At 40.3% G+C, this 18,788-nt stretch carries 21 protein-coding genes; all 21 read right to left on the reverse strand.

The window, feature by feature from the left end:
* Positions 1-3: 3 nt before the first annotated feature.
* Positions 4-558, reverse strand: a complete 555-nt coding sequence (rplE, locus tag DP923_RS02005) for a 50S ribosomal protein L5 (protein ID WP_112303900.1) — start codon at positions 556-558, stop codon at positions 4-6.
* A gap of 1 nt (position 559) precedes the next feature.
* Positions 560-883 (reverse strand): 50S ribosomal protein L24, encoded by a 324-nt coding sequence (rplX, locus tag DP923_RS02010; protein WP_112303901.1) that lies wholly within the window; start codon positions 881-883, stop codon positions 560-562.
* Positions 884-901: 18 nt separating this feature from the next.
* Complete coding sequence (gene rplN, locus DP923_RS02015) at positions 902-1,270, reverse strand: 50S ribosomal protein L14 (protein WP_018476849.1); 369 nt, start codon at positions 1,268-1,270, stop codon at positions 902-904.
* A 1-nt stretch (position 1,271) separates the two neighbouring features.
* Positions 1,272-1,529, reverse strand: coding sequence for a 30S ribosomal protein S17 (gene rpsQ / locus DP923_RS02020; protein WP_112303902.1), 258 nt, complete (start codon positions 1,527-1,529; stop codon positions 1,272-1,274).
* 14 nt (positions 1,530-1,543) lie between these two features.
* Entirely contained in the window at positions 1,544-1,744 is a 201-nt protein-coding gene (gene rpmC / locus DP923_RS02025) for a 50S ribosomal protein L29 (protein WP_112303903.1), read from the reverse strand.
* 3 nt (positions 1,745-1,747) lie between these two features.
* Positions 1,748-2,170, reverse strand: a complete 423-nt coding sequence (gene rplP, locus DP923_RS02030; RefSeq protein ID WP_112303904.1) for a 50S ribosomal protein L16 — start codon at positions 2,168-2,170, stop codon at positions 1,748-1,750.
* Between the two features lie 30 nt (positions 2,171-2,200).
* Positions 2,201-2,974, reverse strand: a complete 774-nt coding sequence (gene rpsC, locus DP923_RS02035) for a 30S ribosomal protein S3 (protein WP_112303905.1) — start codon at positions 2,972-2,974, stop codon at positions 2,201-2,203.
* Positions 2,975-2,982: 8 nt separating this feature from the next.
* Positions 2,983-3,372 (reverse strand): 50S ribosomal protein L22, encoded by a 390-nt coding sequence (gene rplV, locus DP923_RS02040; RefSeq protein ID WP_112303906.1) that lies wholly within the window; start codon positions 3,370-3,372, stop codon positions 2,983-2,985.
* A gap of 1 nt (position 3,373) precedes the next feature.
* Positions 3,374-3,652: a 30S ribosomal protein S19 gene (gene rpsS, locus DP923_RS02045; protein ID WP_112303907.1), complete on the reverse strand. Its 279-nt coding sequence runs from the start codon at positions 3,650-3,652 to the stop codon at positions 3,374-3,376.
* Between the two features lie 3 nt (positions 3,653-3,655).
* Positions 3,656-4,480, reverse strand: coding sequence for a 50S ribosomal protein L2 (rplB, locus tag DP923_RS02050; RefSeq protein WP_112303908.1), 825 nt, complete (start codon positions 4,478-4,480; stop codon positions 3,656-3,658).
* Between the two features lie 10 nt (positions 4,481-4,490).
* Positions 4,491-4,778: a 50S ribosomal protein L23 gene (rplW, locus tag DP923_RS02055; protein WP_112303909.1), complete on the reverse strand. Its 288-nt coding sequence runs from the start codon at positions 4,776-4,778 to the stop codon at positions 4,491-4,493.
* Positions 4,778-5,407, reverse strand: coding sequence for a 50S ribosomal protein L4 (gene rplD / locus DP923_RS02060; protein ID WP_112303910.1), 630 nt, complete (start codon positions 5,405-5,407; stop codon positions 4,778-4,780). Before rplD ends, rplW begins: the two co-directional genes overlap by 1 nt.
* Before the next feature lies 1 nt (position 5,408).
* Positions 5,409-6,026 carry a 50S ribosomal protein L3 gene (gene rplC, locus DP923_RS02065; RefSeq protein WP_112303911.1) on the reverse strand — a complete coding sequence of 206 codons (618 nt, stop codon included), beginning with the start codon at positions 6,024-6,026 and terminating at the stop codon, positions 5,409-5,411.
* A gap of 180 nt (positions 6,027-6,206) precedes the next feature.
* The gene (gene rpsJ / locus DP923_RS02070; protein ID WP_112303912.1) at positions 6,207-6,512 is read right to left on the reverse strand and encodes a 30S ribosomal protein S10; all 306 of its coding nucleotides are present in this window, start codon (positions 6,510-6,512) and stop codon (positions 6,207-6,209) included.
* An 11-nt stretch (positions 6,513-6,523) separates the two neighbouring features.
* Positions 6,524-8,626, reverse strand: coding sequence for an elongation factor G (fusA, locus tag DP923_RS02075; RefSeq protein ID WP_112303913.1), 2,103 nt, complete (start codon positions 8,624-8,626; stop codon positions 6,524-6,526).
* A 3-nt stretch (positions 8,627-8,629) separates the two neighbouring features.
* Positions 8,630-9,097, reverse strand: a complete 468-nt coding sequence (gene rpsG, locus DP923_RS02080) for a 30S ribosomal protein S7 (RefSeq protein WP_112303914.1) — start codon at positions 9,095-9,097, stop codon at positions 8,630-8,632.
* Positions 9,098-9,116: 19 nt separating this feature from the next.
* The gene (rpsL, locus tag DP923_RS02085; RefSeq protein WP_112303915.1) at positions 9,117-9,536 is read right to left on the reverse strand and encodes a 30S ribosomal protein S12; all 420 of its coding nucleotides are present in this window, start codon (positions 9,534-9,536) and stop codon (positions 9,117-9,119) included.
* 104 nt (positions 9,537-9,640) lie between these two features.
* Complete coding sequence (locus DP923_RS02090; protein WP_112303916.1) at positions 9,641-9,952, reverse strand: DUF3467 domain-containing protein; 312 nt, start codon at positions 9,950-9,952, stop codon at positions 9,641-9,643.
* A 2-nt stretch (positions 9,953-9,954) separates the two neighbouring features.
* Positions 9,955-14,271 (reverse strand): DNA-directed RNA polymerase subunit beta', encoded by a 4,317-nt coding sequence (gene rpoC / locus DP923_RS02095; protein WP_112303917.1) that lies wholly within the window; start codon positions 14,269-14,271, stop codon positions 9,955-9,957.
* 101 nt (positions 14,272-14,372) lie between these two features.
* Positions 14,373-18,245: a DNA-directed RNA polymerase subunit beta gene (gene rpoB / locus DP923_RS02100; RefSeq protein WP_112303918.1), complete on the reverse strand. Its 3,873-nt coding sequence runs from the start codon at positions 18,243-18,245 to the stop codon at positions 14,373-14,375.
* A 160-nt stretch (positions 18,246-18,405) separates the two neighbouring features.
* Entirely contained in the window at positions 18,406-18,783 is a 378-nt protein-coding gene (gene rplL / locus DP923_RS02105) for a 50S ribosomal protein L7/L12 (RefSeq protein ID WP_112303919.1), read from the reverse strand.
* Positions 18,784-18,788: the final 5 nt, after the last annotated feature.

Genomic DNA, 18,788 nt, shown 5'->3' on the forward strand with positions numbered 1-18,788 from the left:
ATATTATTTCTTAATATTACTAAAAGGCATACCAAAGGCTCTAAGCAACTCATAACTTTCTTCGTCAGTGTTAGCTGTCGTTACGAAAGTTATATCCATACCAGAAATAGCCTTAATCTTATCGATGCTAATTTCAGGAAAAATGATCTGCTCTTTTACACCTAAAGTATAATTGCCGCGACCATCAAAACCTTTTTCATTAACACCTCTGAAGTCACGCACACGTGGGAGTGCTACAGTTAAAAGACGATCTAGAAATTCGTACATTTTCTCGCCTCTTAAAGTAACCCTGGCACCAATCGGCATCCCTTCACGAAGTTTGAAGTTAGATACAGATTTCTTTGCTATAGTAGCAACAGCCTTCTGACCAGAAATTATAGTTAATTCTTCAACACCGATATCAACCAGTTTTTTATCAGATACGGCAGTTCCGATACCTTTATTGATAGAGATCTTAGTGATCTTAGGTACCTGCATAATATTCTTATACTGGAACTTTTCTCTCAAGGCAGGTACTACCTCATTCTGATATTTCTCTTTAAATCTTGTAGTAGCCATCTTAGATTACTTCTCCTGTCTTTTTAGAATAACGCTCTGATTTACCTTCGCTGTTTGTTCTTCTACCAACTTTTACTGTTTCACCTGACTTTGGATCAAATAAAGCAACATTGCTAGCATGGATTGGAGCTTCTACTTTAGAGATACCACCTTGAGGATTCTTAGCACTTGGCTTAGAATGTTTCGTTACAAGATTTAAGCCCTCGATAGTTACTCTTTGTTTTTGAATATCTACAGCAGCTATGCGGCCTGTCTTACCGCGCTCATTACCGGCTAAAACTTTAACTGTATCGCCAGTTTTAACATGAAGTTTTTTCTTATTCATTTTCTCGTGAATTAATGATTAAAGAACTTCAGGTGCTAACGAAACAATCTTCATGAATTGTTTTTCTCTTAACTCACGAGCAACTGGTCCGAAAATACGTGTACCACGTGGCTCATTGTTAGCATTAAGAAGAACAGCCGCGTTGTCATCAAATCTGATGTATGAACCGTCTTTTCTTCTTATTTCCTTTTTCGTTCTTACAATTACAGCTTTAGAAACTGTACCTTTTTTAACGTTACCAGAAGAAAGAGCTGATTTAACCGTTACCACAATTCTATCACCGATAGAAGCGTATTTTTTACCTGTACCTCCTAAAACACGGATGCAAAGTACTTCTTTAGCTCCACTATTATCAGCAACAGTAAGTCTTGATTCTTGCTGTATCATGTTATTTAGCCCTTTCTAAAATTTCTACTAAACGCCAGTTCTTGTTCTTGCTAAGCGGACGAGTTTCCTGAATTCTAACAGTGTCGCCAATGTTGCACTCATTCTTCTCATCGTGCGCCATGAATTTAGTGGATTTGCTAACGAATTTCCCGTACATAGGGTGTTTCATTTTGCTTTCCACTAAAACAGTGATAGACTTGTCCATTTTGTTGCTAACAACCTTACCACTTCTTTCTTTTCTTAAATTTCTTTCGTTCATGATTTAACTAAGTATTAAGAGTTAGCCTCAATTTCACGACGACGAATTTCAGTATTCAGACGTGCAATAGTTTGCTTAGCCTCACGTATTTTCATCGGGTTCTCCAAAGGAGATATAGCATGTGCAAAACGCATGTTCTGCAGGTTGGCACTCTCTGTGTTAAGCTTTTCTTTAATCTCTTCTAAAGACAAAGCTGTTATCTCAGAATTTTTCATATTCTATTTCTCAACGTAATCTCTACGTACTACAAATTTTGTTTTTACAGGTAACTTTTGAGCCGCAAGTCGTAAAGACTCTTTTGCAACATCAAGTGTTACTCCATCAGATTCGAACATGATCGTACCAGGCTTAACAACTGCTACCCAATACTCAGGAGAACCTTTACCTTTACCCATACGCACTTCTGCAGGCTTCTTGGTAATAGGCTTGTCAGGGAAGATACGGATCCAAACTTGTCCCTCACGTTTCATTGCTCTTGTCATCGCAATACGAGCTGCCTCAATCTGGCGGCTGGTAATCCACGATGCTTCAAGAGATTTTATAGCAAAAGAGCCAAATGAAATGGTACTGCCTCTATGAGCCAGTCCTTTCACGCGACCTTTCTGCATTTTTCTATATTTAGTCCTTTTCGGCTGTAACATTTTCTAAAACTTAATAATGTTAACTAACAATTATTGACGACGCTTGGTGTTGCGTTTTGGAGCACCGGCATCCGACTTTTTATTTCGGTTATTACCAGCATTATTTCCTCTTCTATCACCACCCTGAGATGCGCCTGGCCCTTTGCTTTCTAAACCTGCATTAGGAGTTAGATCTTTCTTGCCATAAACTTCGCCTTTAAAGATCCATACTTTGATTCCGATCTTTCCATACACAGTCTGTGCTTCAGACAATGCATAATCAATATCAGCTCTTAAAGTATGAAGAGGTGTTCTGCCTTCTTTATAATGCTCGGTTCTTGCCATTTCAGCACCACCAAGACGACCTGAAACCTGTACTTTAATACCTTCAGCACCTACACGAAGAGCACCAGCAATTGCTTGTTTCATTGCACGTCTGAAAGATATACGTGCTTGTAACTGCTGTGCAATTGACTCCCCAACAAGCTTTGCATCTAACTCAGGACGTTTAATTTCAAAGATGTTAATCTGAACATCTTTGTTAGTTAACTTCTTAAGTTCTTCTTTGATCTTGTCTACTTCCTGACCACCTTTACCGATAACAACACCTGGACGAGCAGTGTTAATTGTTACAGTGATACGCTTAAGGGTTCTCTCAATGATGATTTTAGAGATACCACCTTTAGGAATACGAATCAGGATATATTTTCTGATTTTTTCATCTTCAACCAGCTTCTCAGCAAAATCTTTACCGCCATACCAGTTAGAATCCCATCCCTTGATAACTCCGAGGCGAAAACCTATTGGATTTACTTTTTGTCCCATATTCTTAACTATTTGGCGCTTTTAGATTTTTTTGTATTTACCGCTAGTTGCTCTTCTGTCATGCTGTCAATAACAACAGTTACATGGTTAGATCTTTTTCTGATTCGGTATCCTCTTCCCTGAGGAGCAGGACGAAGACGTTTTAACATCTTACCTTCATCAACAAAAATTTCTTTAATATAAAGGTTCGCATCTTCAATACGACCTTCCTCGTTACCCTGCTGCCAGTTAGACAAAGCAGATAAAAGAAGTTTTTCTATTCGCTCAGCTCCAGAATTCGCTTCGAATTTTAGAAGAGCAAGTGCTCTTGATACACTTTTTCCGCGTATCAATCCTGCTACTAACCTCATTTTACGAGGTGAAGTAGGCACATTTTTTAGTTTTGCTACTGCTTGCATCTTAGCGCTTACCTTTATCTTTTTTCGCAACGTGACCTCTGAAATTTCTGGTTGGTGCAAACTCTCCAAGTTTGTGACCTACCATGTTCTCAGTTACATAAACCGGAATAAATTTATTTCCATTATGTACTGCAAATGTATGACCTACGAAATCCGGAGAAATCATTGATCTTCTTGACCAAGTCTTGATAACTGATTTTTTACCAGACTCGTTCATTACATTAACTTTATTCTCAAGCCTATAGTCAATATAAGGCCCTTTTTTTAATGATCTAGCCATTTATTATTTCTTTCCTCTATTAACAATAAGCTTTTCAGAATATTTATTCTTGTTTCTAGTCTTAAGACCTTTAGAATACAAGCCTTTACGTGAACGTGGGTGACCACCTGATGATTTACCTTCACCACCACCCATAGGGTGATCCACTGGGTTCATCGCTACACCTCTTACTCTTGGTCTCTTGCCCATCCATCTGCTACGTCCTGCTTTACCAAGCTTAACGTTCATATGATCTGAGTTTGAAACTGTACCTACTGTTGCATAGCAATTCACAAGTACCATTCTTAATTCACCTGATGGCAACTTAATCGTTGCATATCTTCCTTCTCTTGCTACTAACTGAGCATATGAGCCTGCACTTCTTGCAAGTGTAGCACCATTCCCTGGTTGTAACTCAATATTGTGGATGATTGTACCTAGAGGAATATCAGATAATGGTAAACAGTTACCAACTTCAGGAGCAATACCAGGACCAGATAATATTACTGTCCCTACCTGTAAACCAGCTGGAGCAATAATATAGCTTTTCTCGCCGTCTGCATAAAATACTAAAGCAATACGAGCAGTCCTGTTTGGATCGTACTCAATTGTTTTAACAGTTGCAGGTACTCCGTACTTTGTACGCTTGAAGTCAATTACTCTGTACTTTTTCTTATGTCCACCGCCAATATAGCGCATGGTCATTTTTCCTGAGTTATTGCGTCCACCAGATTTTTTGATAGGTGCCAACAAAGATTTTTCAGGCGTATTGCTTGTGATCTCGTCAAAAGCAGGCGCTATTCTAAATCTTTGACCTGGTGTTATTGGTCTTAACTTTTTTAAAGCCATTTTGAATTAATTATATGCCGCTGTAAAAGTCTATTACTTCACCCTCTTTCAGGGTTACAATTGCTTTTTTAATCATTGAGGTTTGGCCAGTTACAGCACCAGACTTTGTATGTCTGCTCTTCATTTTGCCTAAAGCTCTCATTGTAGCTACTTGTGTTACTGTAACACCATAAGCTTTTTCCACTGCCTTTCTAATTTCTACTTTATTAGCCTTAATATTGACTTCAAAAGCATATTTACCAACTTCGTTGATAGCAGCGTACTTTTCAGTGATTATTGGTCTCTTTAAGATATTCATTACCGTTCGCTATAGAGAGTTTCTAAAACATTTACAGACTCTTCTGAAATTAGAAGTTTCTCTGTGTTTAGCAGATCATATGTGTTCAGATCTGAAGCTACAGAAACTTTAAATTTTGGAAGGTTTCTGCTAGATAAAATAATGTTCTTATCTAAAGCAGGTAATACCATTAATGTCTTTCCTGTAATATTCAGATTAGACAAGATGCTTTTAAATTCTTTTGTTTTAGGTGCTTCTAAAGAAAATGATTCTAATAGAGCAACTTTATTATCACGCGCTAATAAAGAAAGCGCTGAAAGTCTTGCTAAGAATTTTAATTTCTTGTTTAACTTAAAAGTATAGTTTCTTGGTCTTGGACCAAATACTCTACCTCCACCAACAAAAACTGGTGATTTTAAGCTACCTGCGCGAGCGCCACCAGTACCTTTTTGCTTCTTGATCTTCTTGGTAGATCCAGCTACTTCATTACGCTCTTTCGACTTATGCGTACCTTGTCTCTGGTTTGCCAAGTACTGCTTTACGTCAAGATACATTGCATGCCCATTTGGCTCAATACCAAATATAGCATCAGAAAGTGTTACCTTTCTGCCTGTATCCTCACCTTTAATATTCAATACAGAAAGCTCCATTTTATTTCTCAATTAACACGTAAGAATTTTTGGCACCCGGTATAGAGCCACTAACAACTATAAGGTTTTTTTCTGTGATCACTCTAACCACTGTCAGGTTTTGAATTTTCACTCTGTTACCGCCCATTCTACCAGCCATGCGCATACCTTTGAATACTCTTGAAGGCCAAGAGCATGCACCAATAGAACCAGGGTGTCTTGCTCTGTTGTGCTGACCGTGTGTCTGTCCACCAACACCAGCAAAGTTATGTCGCTTAACTACGCCTTGGAATCCTTTACCTTTTGATGTGCCAACCACATCTACAAATTCACCCACTAGGAATAAATTTGCATCAACGATATCCCCCAGGTTAAAATTAGCTCCTTCAACATCGAACTCAGCGATTTTCTTTTTTGGAGTTGTGTTTGCTTTTTGAAAGTGACCAGCTTGTGCTTTCGTTACTCTTTTCAGCTTTTTGTCGCCATAGCCTAACTGAACAGCTGCATAGCCATCTGTTTCGACTGTCTTCACCTGAGTAACTACACATGGTCCTGCTTGAATAAGCGTAACTGGTGTGTATTTACCATCTGCTGTGAAGAGGCTTGTCATTCCGATTTTTTTACCGATAATTCCAGGCATTCAACTTGTTTTTAAAAGATGGAAATTATATTTTCTTCGCCCTCAGTTTTGCTAAGGGAGTGCAAAGTTAAAAAATATTTGTGCTTTTCCGCAACTTTTCTCTAAAATATTTATTATCAATACACTATTATAAAAAAAGGAGAGCTTTTGGCTCTCCTTTTTTTATAATAGTGTTGTTCATCAAACTTTTATTTCAACATCAACACCACTTGGTAATTCAAGCTTCATTAATGCGTCAACGGTTTTTGAACTTGTAGAATAGATATCAACTAATCTTTTGTAAGTACATAGTTGAAACTGCTCACGTGCTTTTTTGTTCACGTGTGGTGAACGTAATACTGTGAACTTATCTTTTTCAGTTGGAAGTGGAATTGGCCCGCTTACTATAGCACCGGTAGCCTTTACAGCCTTCACAATTTTTTCTGCTGATTTATCAACCAGATTATGATCGTAAGACTTCAGTTTAATTCTGATTTTCTGATTCATTATTTATACAACTATTTAGCTGAAGTTCCTTTCAATTTCGCAATAATGCCATCGGCCAAGTTCTGCGGTACTTGCTCATAATGAGAGAAAGTAAGGGATGCTGTTGCTCTACCTGACGTGATCGTACGTAGATCGGTTACATAACCGAACAGTTCTGATAATGGTACATTGGCTTTAACAACAGTTGCTGTTCCTTTTGTATCCATACCTTTCATCAAACCTCTTCTTCTGTTCAAGTCACCTGTTACCGGACCAGTATACTCATCAGGAGTAACTACATCTACAGCCATGATTGGCTCAAGAAGTTTTGGTGCACATTGCTTACCTGCTTCTTTGAAACCTTGGCGAGCTGCCAATTCAAATGAGAGTGCATCAGAGTCAACATCGTGGAATGATCCGTGGAATAAACGCACTTTCATCGAATCAATAGGGAAGCCTGCAAGAATACCATTTTTCATAGCTTCTTCGAAGCCTTTCTGAATAGCTGGTATAAATTCTTTTGGAATAACACCGCCTACAATGGCATTCTCAAACTGAAGACCTTGTTTGTCATCATCACGCGGCCCTAAGTTAAATACGATATCGGCAAACTTACCACGACCACCTGATTGCTTTTTGAACACTTCACGGTGCTCTACAGTCTTGGTAATTGTTTCTTTGTATGCCACTTGTGGCGCACCTTGGTTCAATTCTACTTTGAACTCACGCTTCATACGATCAATGATGATCTCCAGGTGAAGTTCACCCATTCCTCTCAGAATAGTCTGACCTGTTTCCTCATCCGTATTAACTTGAAGTGTAGGATCTTCTTCGATCAGTTTAGCAATAGCCATACCCATCTTATCTGCATCGGACTGTGTTTTAGGTTCGATAGCATAGCCAATTACTGGCTCAGGGAATTCCATTGACTCCAGAACTATCTTCGCATTTTGATCACAAAGCGTATCTCCAGTCTTTATATCTTTAAATCCAACTACTGCACCAATATCACCTGCCTCTAATCTATCAATCTGATTCTGCTTATTAGCATGCATCTGGAAGATACGAGAGATACGCTCTTTATTATTAGATCTGGTGTTATATACATAAGAACCTGATTCTAAAACACCTGAGTATGCTCTTACAAAGCAAAGGCGACCTACATATGGATCTGTTGCAATTTTAAATCCTAGTCCAGCAAATGGCTCCGTAACACTTGGCTTACGGGATACTTCATTTCCAGTATCTGGATCTGTACCTGTAATGCTTTCTTTATCCATTGGTGATGGACAAAGCGCCATTACATAGTCAAGCATTGTTTGAACACCTTTGTTTTTGAAAGACGAACCACAAAGCATTGGAACAATAGCTAAGTCGATTGTAGCAGCACGAAGAGCAGCAAGAATTTCATCTTCAGTAATTGATGCAGGATCTTCGAAGTATTTCTCCATTAATCTCTCATCATAATCAGCTACTGCTTCAAGAAGTTTTTCTCTGTATTCCAGAGCTTCTTCCATCATATCGTCTGGAATTGGAACTTCAGTAAAGGTCATACCTTTATCTTGCTCATTCCAAACAATCCCTCTGAAGTTAACTAAATCAACTACACCTTTGAAGTTATCCTCAGAACCAATTGGTAACTGAAGCGCTACAGCATTGCTTCCAAGCATTTCTTTCACTTGCTTACATACAGCAAGGAAATCAGCTCCTGAACGGTCCATTTTATTAACGAAACCGATACGAGCTACTTTATAGTTATCTGCTAAACGCCAGTTAGTTTCTGACTGAGGCTCAACCCCATCAACTGCACTGAAAAGGAATACTAAGCCATCAAGTACACGTAATGAACGGTTAACTTCTACTGTAAAGTCAACGTGACCCGGTGTATCTATAATGTTGATATGATATTGCTGACCTCTGTAATCCCAGTTTACAGTAACAGCAGCTGAAGTAATTGTAATACCTCTTTCCTGCTCTTGCTCCATCCAGTCAGTAGTAGCACCACCTTCGTGAACTTCACCTAACTTGTGAGATTTACCTGTATAATAAAGTATACGCTCAGTCGTAGTGGTTTTACCAGCATCAATGTGCGCAGCAATACCAATATTTCTTGTGTATTTTAAATCGCGAGCCATTAATTAGAATCTAAAATGTGAGAATGCTTTGTTGGCTTCTGCCATTCTGTGTGTGTCGTCTTTCTTCTTAACGCCTGCACCTTCACCTTTAGCAGCTGCAATAATTTCGCCTGCTAATTTGTCCTTCATTGTTTTCTCACCTCTCTTGCGTGAGTAGGAAATCATCCATTTGATTCCTAGAGATACTCTGCGGTCCGGACGAACCTCAGTCGGCACTTGAAACGTAGCACCCCCAACCCTGCGGCTTTTAACTTCTACACTTGGCATGATGTTATTCAATGCTTTCTTAAAAGTCTCAAGTCCGTTTTCTTTTGTTCTTTGCTCTACTAGATCTACAGCATCATAGAAGATACCATAAGCAACGCTTTTTTTGCCATCTACCATCAGGTAGTTCACAAAACGAGTTACTAATGTTTCTTTGTATTTCGGATCAGGAAGGAGAATTCTACTTTTAGGCTTTGCTTTTCTCATTTTATTAAAATTCTATCTACTATTTTTTCTTACCACCTTTACCTTTTGCTGCTACAGGAGCTTGCCCTGGCTTAGGTCTTTTGGCACCATACTTTGAACGGCTCTGAAGGCGACCACTTACACCTGCAGTATCTAACGCTCCACGAACTATGTGATAACGAACTCCTGGAAGGTCTTTTACTCTACCACCTCTGATAAGCACAATAGAGTGCTCCTGCAGGTTGTGTCCTTCACCTGGTATGTAGGCATTCACCTCTTTACCGTTTGTTAATCTTACTCTGGCCACTTTACGCATGGCGGAGTTTGGCTTCTTAGGCGTTGTAGTGTATACTCTCGTACAAACTCCACGACGCTGTGGGCATGAATCTAAGGCAGGAGATTTTGATTTTGATGTTAATTTTTCTCGTCCCTTTCTTACTAGTTGCTGTATAGTAGGCATTTACAATCTGTTAATTATAGATTTTTCCATTGTAAAATTTAGTCTGCAAAGGTATACAAATCACCTCGCAAATTCAAAATTTTAATTCACTTATTATTAGCATCTTAAGCTTCGCCCATCGTTCCACCAAAATTAATTGGAAACGATGGCGTATCCTTCGCATACTTTATTTCACCAAAACTGCTTTCATACTTTTGAATATTATCCGCCAGAGCAGATGCCAATCGTTTAGCATGCTCTGGCGTAATAATAATTCTTGATTTGACTTTCGCTTTTGGTAAACCAGGCATCAACCGGATAAAATCAATTACAAATTCACTGCTCGAATGGGCTATCATGGCAAGATTTGAATACTCACCTTCTGCAATTTCCTCGGTTAGCTCAATATTAATTTGATTCTGCTGGTCCTCTGCCATTGTTATTTATTTTGAAATTCCTGTTGCTTAGATCGTACGCCCTGTTTTTTAGATTCTACTAATGAATCATATTCTTCCTGGCTTCCAACTATCTGCTTCTGGTATTCTCTAAGACCAGTACCTGCCGGAATCAGGTGTCCTACAATCACGTTTTCTTTCAGGCCTAACAGCTCATCAGCTTTACCTTTAATAGCTGCTTCACTCAGTACTTTAGTAGTTTCCTGGAATGAGGCTGCTGAAATAAAGCTTTGAGTTCCTAATGACGCCTGCGTTATACCTTGCAAGGTTGGTCTCGAAACGGATGGTTGTGCATCACGAACAGTCGCCAATTTAAGATCTCTACGCTTTAAGCTTGAGTTCTCATCTCTCAATCTGCGCGCTGTTACAATCTGACCTGGTTTCAGATTTGCTGAATCTCCGGCATCTTCAACTACTTTCATGTCAATGATTCTGTCATTTTCTTCCATGAAGGTAATTTTATCTACCACTTGGTGCTCAAGGAAGCTTGTATCACCCGGATCAACAACAATAACCTTTTGCATCATCTGGCGAACTACCACTTCAATGTGCTTATCGTTGATCTTCACACCTTGTAAACGGTATACTTCCTGTATCTCATTTACTAAGTATTCCTGCACTGCACCCGGACCTTGTATGTTCAGAATATCGGATGGCGTGATTGCACCATCTGATAATGGCATACCTGCACGGATAAAGTCGTTATCCTGAACAAGAATGTGCTTGGAAAGCGGAACCATGTATTTCTTCTTCACCCCATCTTTCGATTCGATGAAGATTTCACGGTTACCTCTCTTCACATTACCATAAGATACAACGCCGTCAATTTCAGAAACTACAGCTGGGTTTGATGGATTACGCGCTTCGAATAGCTCCGTTACACGTGGCAGACCACCTGTGATGTCTCTTGTTTTACCGATTGCACGAGGAATCTTAACCAGAATTTGTCCGGCTTTGATCTTCTCTCCATCATCCACTGTTAAGTGGGCACCTACCGGAATGTTATAACCTTTCGGCTCGCCATTCTTCGGCTTCACGATAATGGCAGGGTTTTGTGTTTTATCTTTTGTATCAACAATAACCTTTTCACGGTATCCTGTTTGCTCATCAGACTCTTCACGGAACGTGATACCCTCAATAATGGACTCATAAGCAATCTCACCATCAAATTCTGAAAGTATAACTGCGTTATATGGATCCCAATTACAAAGCTTATCTCCTTTTTCTACCAGCTGACCATCATTCACAGTAATAAATGAACCGTAAGGAACGTGGTTACTTATGAATAACTTACCTGTATTTGGATCAACGATCTTAACTTCACCAGAACGGCCCATTACCACTTTTACAGGCTCGCCTTCGTTGTTAATCGTATCGATTGTTCTTACATCTTCATACTCGATCTTACCATTGAATTTAGCGAAGATCGTTGCGTCTACAGCAATGTTAGATGCCGTACCACCTACGTGGAATGTACGAAGCGTTAACTGTGTTCCTGGCTCACCAATAGATTGAGCTGCAATAACACCAACGGCTTCCCCTTTTTGCACCATAAAGCCTGTTGCCAGGTTACGGCCGTAGCACTTAGCGCAGATACCACGCTTAGACTCACATGTAAGTACCGAACGGATCTCTACGAACTCAATAGCTGTGTTTTCAATTACACGGGTAACCTCTTCAGTTAGCTCTGAGCCAGATTCTATGATAAGCTCATTCGTGATTGGATCATACACATCATGTACAACCACACGGCCAAGTATACGCTCGGAAAGTGATTCTACGATATCTTCATTATCCTTCAATGCGCTTACTTCCAGACCACGTAAAGTACCGCAGTCTTCTTCGTTCACGATCACATCCTGCGAAACGTCTACTAAACGACGGGTTAGGTATCCAGCATCCGCTGTTTTAAGCGCTGTATCGGCAAGACCTTTACGTGCACCGTGAGTAGAAATAAAGTACTCGATTACATCCAGACCTTCTTTGAAGTTAGATAGAATTGGGTTTTCAATGATTTCTCCAACCGAGCCTTGCAATGATTTCTGAGGCTTAGCCATCAGACCTCTCATACCACCTAACTGACGGATCTGCTCTCTTGAACCACGGGCTCCTGAGTGCATCATCATAAAGATAGAGTTGAAGCCTTGGTCATCATTCTCCAGACGACGCATCAATGTTTCAGTAATCTGATTGTTAATACGGGTCCAGATATCAATTACCTGGTTGTAACGCTCGTTATCCGTGATCAGACCCATAGAGTAGTTTTGCCATACAGCATCCACATCTTTTTTAGCCTGACCAACTAATATATCTTTCTCTGCTGGGATTGAGATATCGCCCAGACCCATTGACAGACCACCTTTGTAAGCCGACTGGAATCCAAGTGTTTTAATATCATCCAAGAAGTGAGCAGTACGCGCCATACCTGTCTCCTTAAATACGCGGGAGATGATCTGCTGTAGCTTCTTCTTCGTTAATAACTCATCAATGTAACCTACTTCTTCCGGTACAAACTGGTTGAAGATTACACGACCTGCTACAGTTTCAATTAACTTATACTCCAGTTCGTCTTTTTCATTTCTGATCTTAGTCCGTACTTTGATATAAGCGTGCTTCGAAATTCTACCTTCGTTGATAGCAATGATAACTTCTTCCGCAGAATAGAAGCTCATTCCTTCACCAGCAATTGTTTCTGTTTCTGTCGTGCGCTTTCCTTTAGATACATAGTATAAACCAAGTACCATGTCCTGAGAAGGTACCGTAATTGGAGCACCGTTTGCAGGGTTAAGGATGTTATGCGACGCAAGCATTAGCATAGAGGCTTCCAACACGGCAGCAGGCCCCAGAGGAACGTGCACAGCCATCTGGTCACCGTCAAAGTCAGCGTTGAATGCTGTACATACCAATGGGTGTAACTGGATTGCTTTACCTTCGATCAGTTTTGGCTGGAAGGCTTGTATACCTAATCTGTGAAGCGTAGGAGCACGGTTAAGAAGTACCGGATGGCCTTTCAGAACGTTCTCTAAAATATCCCATACTACAGGATCTTTACGATCAACTATCTTTTTCGCAGATTTTACTGTCTTAACAATACCTCTTTCGATCAGCTTACGGATGATGAACGGCTTGAAAAGCTCAGCTGCCATATTCTTAGGCAAACCGCACTCATGAAGCTTCAATTCAGGACCAACTACAATTACCGAACGGCCAGAGTAGTCAACACGCTTACCAAGTAAGTTCTGACGGAAACGTCCTTGCTTACCTTTCAGCATATCAGAAAGTGATTTCAGGGCACGGTTACCTTCTGCACGAACTGCATTCACTTTACGTGAGTTGTCGAACAGGGAATCCACAGCTTCCTGAAGCATACGCTTCTCATTACGAAGTATAACTTCTGGTGCTTTGATCTCAATCAAACGCTTTAGACGGTTGTTACGAATAATAACACGTCTGTAAAGGTCATTTAAGTCAGATGTCGCAAAACGACCACCATCCAATGGAACAAGCGGACGAAGTTCTGGTGGAATAACAGGCACCATGCGGATAATCATCCACTCAGGTCTGTTTTCTATACGCGTAGCAGCATCACGGAATGCTTCTACCACACGCAGACGCTTTAAGGCATCAGCCTTACGTTGCTGTGAGGTTTCATGCGCAGCTGCGTGACGTAGCTCATAAGATAAGTTATCCAGGTCAGTGCGCTCCAGAAGCATCTGAAGTGACTCAGCACCCATCTTAGCAATAAACTTATTTGGATCATTATTATCCAACGCTTGGTTTTCGCGCGGAAGTTTATCAATCATATCCAGGTACTCATCCTCTGTCAGGAAGTCCAGCGTATTAACGCCATCTTCTGCCAGAATACCTGGTTGGATAACTACATATCTTTCATAATAGATAATCTGATCAAGCTTCTTAGTAGGTAAGCCTAATAGATAACCAATTTTATTTGGAAGAGATTTGAAGTACCAGATATGGGCAACAGGAACTACAAGCTCAATATGGCCCATACGCTCGCGACGCACTTTTTTCTCGGTAACTTCTACACCACAACGGTCGCAGATGATACCTTTATATCTGATTCTTTTATACTTCCCACAGTGGCATTCCCAGTCCTTTACCGGTCCGAATATTCTCTCGCAGAATAATCCGCCCATCTCAGGCTTATAGGTCCTATAGTTAATTGTCTCAGGCTTTGTTACCTCTCCGTTAGACCGCTCCAGTATAGACTCTGGAGATGCTAAACTGATTGTTACTTTTGAAAAGTCCTGAGTTAGCTTTTTATTTTTTGCAAATGCCATATTATCACAATAATGTCAATACAATGAATATGCCTTTCAGCTACATCTGGTAAAGTGCGTTAAGCGCCCGGTAATTTCCTAAGCGCTTAACGTATACTTTACTATTCTAATGTTATTTCTAGAGCCAGACCTCTTAACTCATGAATCAATACATTGAATGATTCAGGGATATTTGGTTTAGGCAATACATCACCTTTCACAATTGCCTCATAGGCTTTTGCACGGCCGATAACGTCATCTGATTTAATTGTAAGAATCTCCTGCAGAACATTAGATGCACCAAAGGCTTCCAGAGCCCATACTTCCATCTCACCAAAACGCTGACCACCGAACTGTGCTTTACCACCCAATGGCTGTTGTGTAATAAGAGAGTATGGTCCGATAGAACGTGCGTGCATTTTATCATCTACCAAGTGACCCAGTTTCAGCATGTAGATAATACCTACAGTAACCGGCTGGTCAAAGCGTTCCCCACTTAAGCCATCGTATAAGTATGAACGGCCATAGGTTGGAAGTCCTGCTTCAGCAAGTTCAGCCTGAACCTGCGCATCAGTAGCACCATCGAAAATTGGAGTAGCATACGTTCTGCCTAATTTTCTACCAGCCCATCCAAGTACAGTCTCATAGATCTGACCAATGTTCATCCTTGAAGGTACACCAAGCGGATTCAGTACGATATCCATTGGCTGTCCGTCTTCCAGGAACGGCATATCTTCTTCACGCACGATACGGGCTACAACACCTTTGTTACCGTGACGACCTGCCATCTTATCCCCTACTTTAAGCTTACGCTTTTTAGCAATGTATACTTTAGCAAGCTGAACGATACCAGCTGGTAACTCATCTCCTACCTCAAGTGTGAAACGCTCACGCTTAAAGTGTGCAGAAACGATATTACGACGCTTGTTATAGTTTTTGATCAACTCAATAAGCATCGAGTTAGCCTTCTCGTCTGTAGTCCAGTTTTCCAGAATCAGATCTTTGAACATGTTTACCTCTTCCGGAACCGCATAGTTACTTTCGTCCTTATATGGGTTCTTCTCAGGGAACAATACTTCAATGATATTTTTTCTACTGAACTTAACTCCTTTAGAAAGAATCTCATCACCGAATTTGTGTTTGATACCTTGTGATGATTTGCCTTCCAGCAAAGCAACCAGTTTATCAACCATTACATTCTTGATCGCATTCAGATCTTTAGAGTATTTAACTTTTAGCTCTTCAACCTCTTTCTTAGACTTAGCACGAAGGTTTTTGTCTTTCTTAGGTCTTGAGAAAAGTTTAGTATCTATTACTACACCATTCAATGATGGCGGTGCCTTAAGCGATGCATCTTTCACATCACCAGCCTTATCTCCAAAGATAGCGCGCAGTAATTTCTCTTCCGGTGTTGGGTCGGTTTCTCCTTTTGGAGTGATCTTACCAATCAGGATGTCACCTTCTTTTACCTCTGCACCAGTTCTGATAATACCGTTCTCATCCAGGTGTTTAACAGCTTCTTCGCTAACGTTCGGGATTTCAGAAGTTAATTCTTCTTCACCACGCTTCGTTTCACGTACTTCCAATTCAAACTCCTCAATGTGGATAGATGTAAATACATCATCCCGAACAACCTTTTCAGATATTACAATAGCATCTTCAAAGTTATAACCTTGCCAAGGCATGAACGCTACCTGAAGGTTTCTGCCTAAAGCAAGCTCGCCTTCGTTTGTAGCATAACCTTCGCACATTGGCTGGCCCTTTATTACCCGCTGACCTGTTTTCACAAGCGGCGTTAAGTTAATGCATGTATCCTGGTTTGTTCTTCTATACTTAATCAGGTTATAAGTCACATACTCAGCATCAAATGAAACTAACTTTTCATCTTCCGTTAAGTCGTATCTTATAACAATTTTATTTGCATCAACAAAATCAACCTCGCCATCACCTTCAGCAATTACTAATGCTCTGGAGTCAATAGCTGCTCTTCTTTCTAAGCCTGTTCCTACAATAGGAGCTTCTGCCTTAAGAAGTGGAACTGCCTGACGCTGCATGTTCGATCCCATCAGGGCACGGTTAGCATCATCATGTTCCAGGAAAGGAATAAGGGAAGCTGCAACAGATACGATCTGGTTTGGAGCAACGTCCATATAAGAATATGTACCTGGGTCTTCAACCGGGAAGTCACCTTCAAAACGGCCTTTTACCTTTTCGCTTATAAAGTTACCATCATCATCGATCAAAGCGTTTGCCTGAGCAATGTGGTGTGTATCTTCTTCCTCAGCTGTTAAATACTCTACTGAACCCGTTACATTTACTTTACCTTCTTCTACTCTTCTGTAAGGAGTTTCAATAAAGCCCATGTGGTTAACACGTGCGTGTACACATAAAGAAGAGATCAGACCGATGTTTGGTCCCTCTGGTGTTTCAATTGTACAAAGACGGCCGTAGTGAGTATAGTGAACATCACGTACTTCGAAACCAGCACGCTCTCTTGATAGACCTCCTGGCCCTAGTGCAGATACACGACGTTTGTGTGTAACCTCTGCTAACGGGTTTGTCTGGTCCATAAACTGAGACAACTGGTTCGTACCAAAGAACGAGTTAATAACAGAAGACAATGTACGCGCGTTGATCAGATCAACTGGCTTAAAGTCTTCATTGTCACGCACGTTCATACGCTCTTTGATAGTTCTGGCCATACGAGCCAGACCAACACCAAACTGTGCGTAAAGTTGCTCACCAACCGTTCTTACACGGCGATTGCTCAAGTGGTCAATATCATCAACTACAGCTCTTGAGTTAATCAGACCGATCAGGTATTTAACTATAAGAACAATGTCTTCATTTGTTAATACTTTCGCGTCCCAGTTTTTATCAAGGCCTAATTTCTTATTTATTCTATAGCGTCCTACTTCCCCTAAGTCATAACGCTTATCGGAGAAGAATAACTTTTGAATAATATCTCTTGCAGTTTCTACGTCTGGAGCTTCGGTATTTCTAAGCTGACGATAGATCTGCTCAACAGCTTCCTGCTCTGAGTTTGAGTTATCTTTCTGAAGTGTGTTATAGATAATTGCATAATCTGCAATATTTACATTCTCACGGTGAAGAATGATAGATTGCACACCAGAGTCAATAATAACACTTATATCTTCAGCCTGAATTTCAGAGTCACGCTCTAAAAGCACCTCATTACGGTCGATAGACACAACTTCACCTGTATCTTCATCCACGAAATCCTCTGTCCATGTTCTAAGAACACGTGCAGCTAATTTTCTACCAACCGCATTTTTAAGATTTGCTTTATTTGCCGGCAACTCTTCAGATAATCCGAATAAATCCAGAATGTCTTTATCTGTGCCATAACCTATTGCACGCAGAAGCGTTGTAACAGGAAATTTTTTCTTACGGTCGATGTAAGCATACATCACGTTATTTACGTCTGTTGCAAACTCAACCCAAGAACCTTTAAATGGAATTATTCTGGCAGAATATAATTTGGTACCGTTTGTATGCTTACTTTGCGCAAAGAATACACCCGGTGATCTATGAAGCTGTGATACAATAACACGCTCTGCACCATTGATTACGAAAGAACCTTTTTCAGTCATGTATGGGATATTACCCAAGAACACTTCCTGTTCGATAGTTTCGAAATCTTCGTTATCTTCATCATTACAGATAAGCCGAAGTTTAGCTTTAAGTGGAACAGAGTATGTTAAACCTCTGTCAATACACTCATCAACTGAGTACTTTGGCGGATCTATATGATAATCTATAAATTCCAGTACAAAGTTTTCTCTTGAATCTGAAATTGGGAAGTTCTCGGCAAATACCTTGAACAAACCTTCCTGAGCTCTATTTTCAGCAGGGGTTTCCAGCTGAAAAAAGTCCTGGAACGACTGAAGTTGAACATCTAAGAAGTCTGGGTAGTCAATTACCGCCTTTATAGAAGCAAAACTGATTCGCTGTGTCGTTTTATTCTTAGCCAAAGCTTTGGAATTTTACGTTTACAATAAATTACAAGCACACAGAGTCCAAAACAACTGTGGGCAAAAAAAAGATTCAATTATATTGAATCCTTATACAAACAGGAAAAGACCTGACTAAATCGCCAGGTCTACCTGTTCTCGGTATGTTGGTAAAGTGAGATTATTTAACCTCCACTTCAGCACCAGCTTCTTCTAAAGATTTTTTCAGAGAATCTGCTTCATCTTTAGCTACACCTTCTTTTAGAGCTTTTGGAGCGCTGTCAACTAGTTCTTTAGCCTCTTTCAGACCAAGACCAGTAAGCTCTTTTACAAGCTTAACTACTGCTAGTTTCTGAGCACCTGCTGCCTTAAGGATTACGTCAAAAGAAGTTTTTTCTTCTGCAGCAGCTCCTCCTTCAGATGCACCACCAGCAACCATAACTGGGGCTGCAGCAGCTGGCTCGATGCCATACTCATCCTTCAGAATAGTAGCTAGTTCATTAACTTCTTTAACAGTTAAGTTAACTAACTGCTCAGCGAATGCTTTCAAATCTGCCATTTTTA

The sequence above is a fragment of the Pontibacter arcticus genome, assembly GCF_003284895.1.
GTDB lineage: Bacteria > Bacteroidota > Bacteroidia > Cytophagales > Hymenobacteraceae > Pontibacter > Pontibacter arcticus.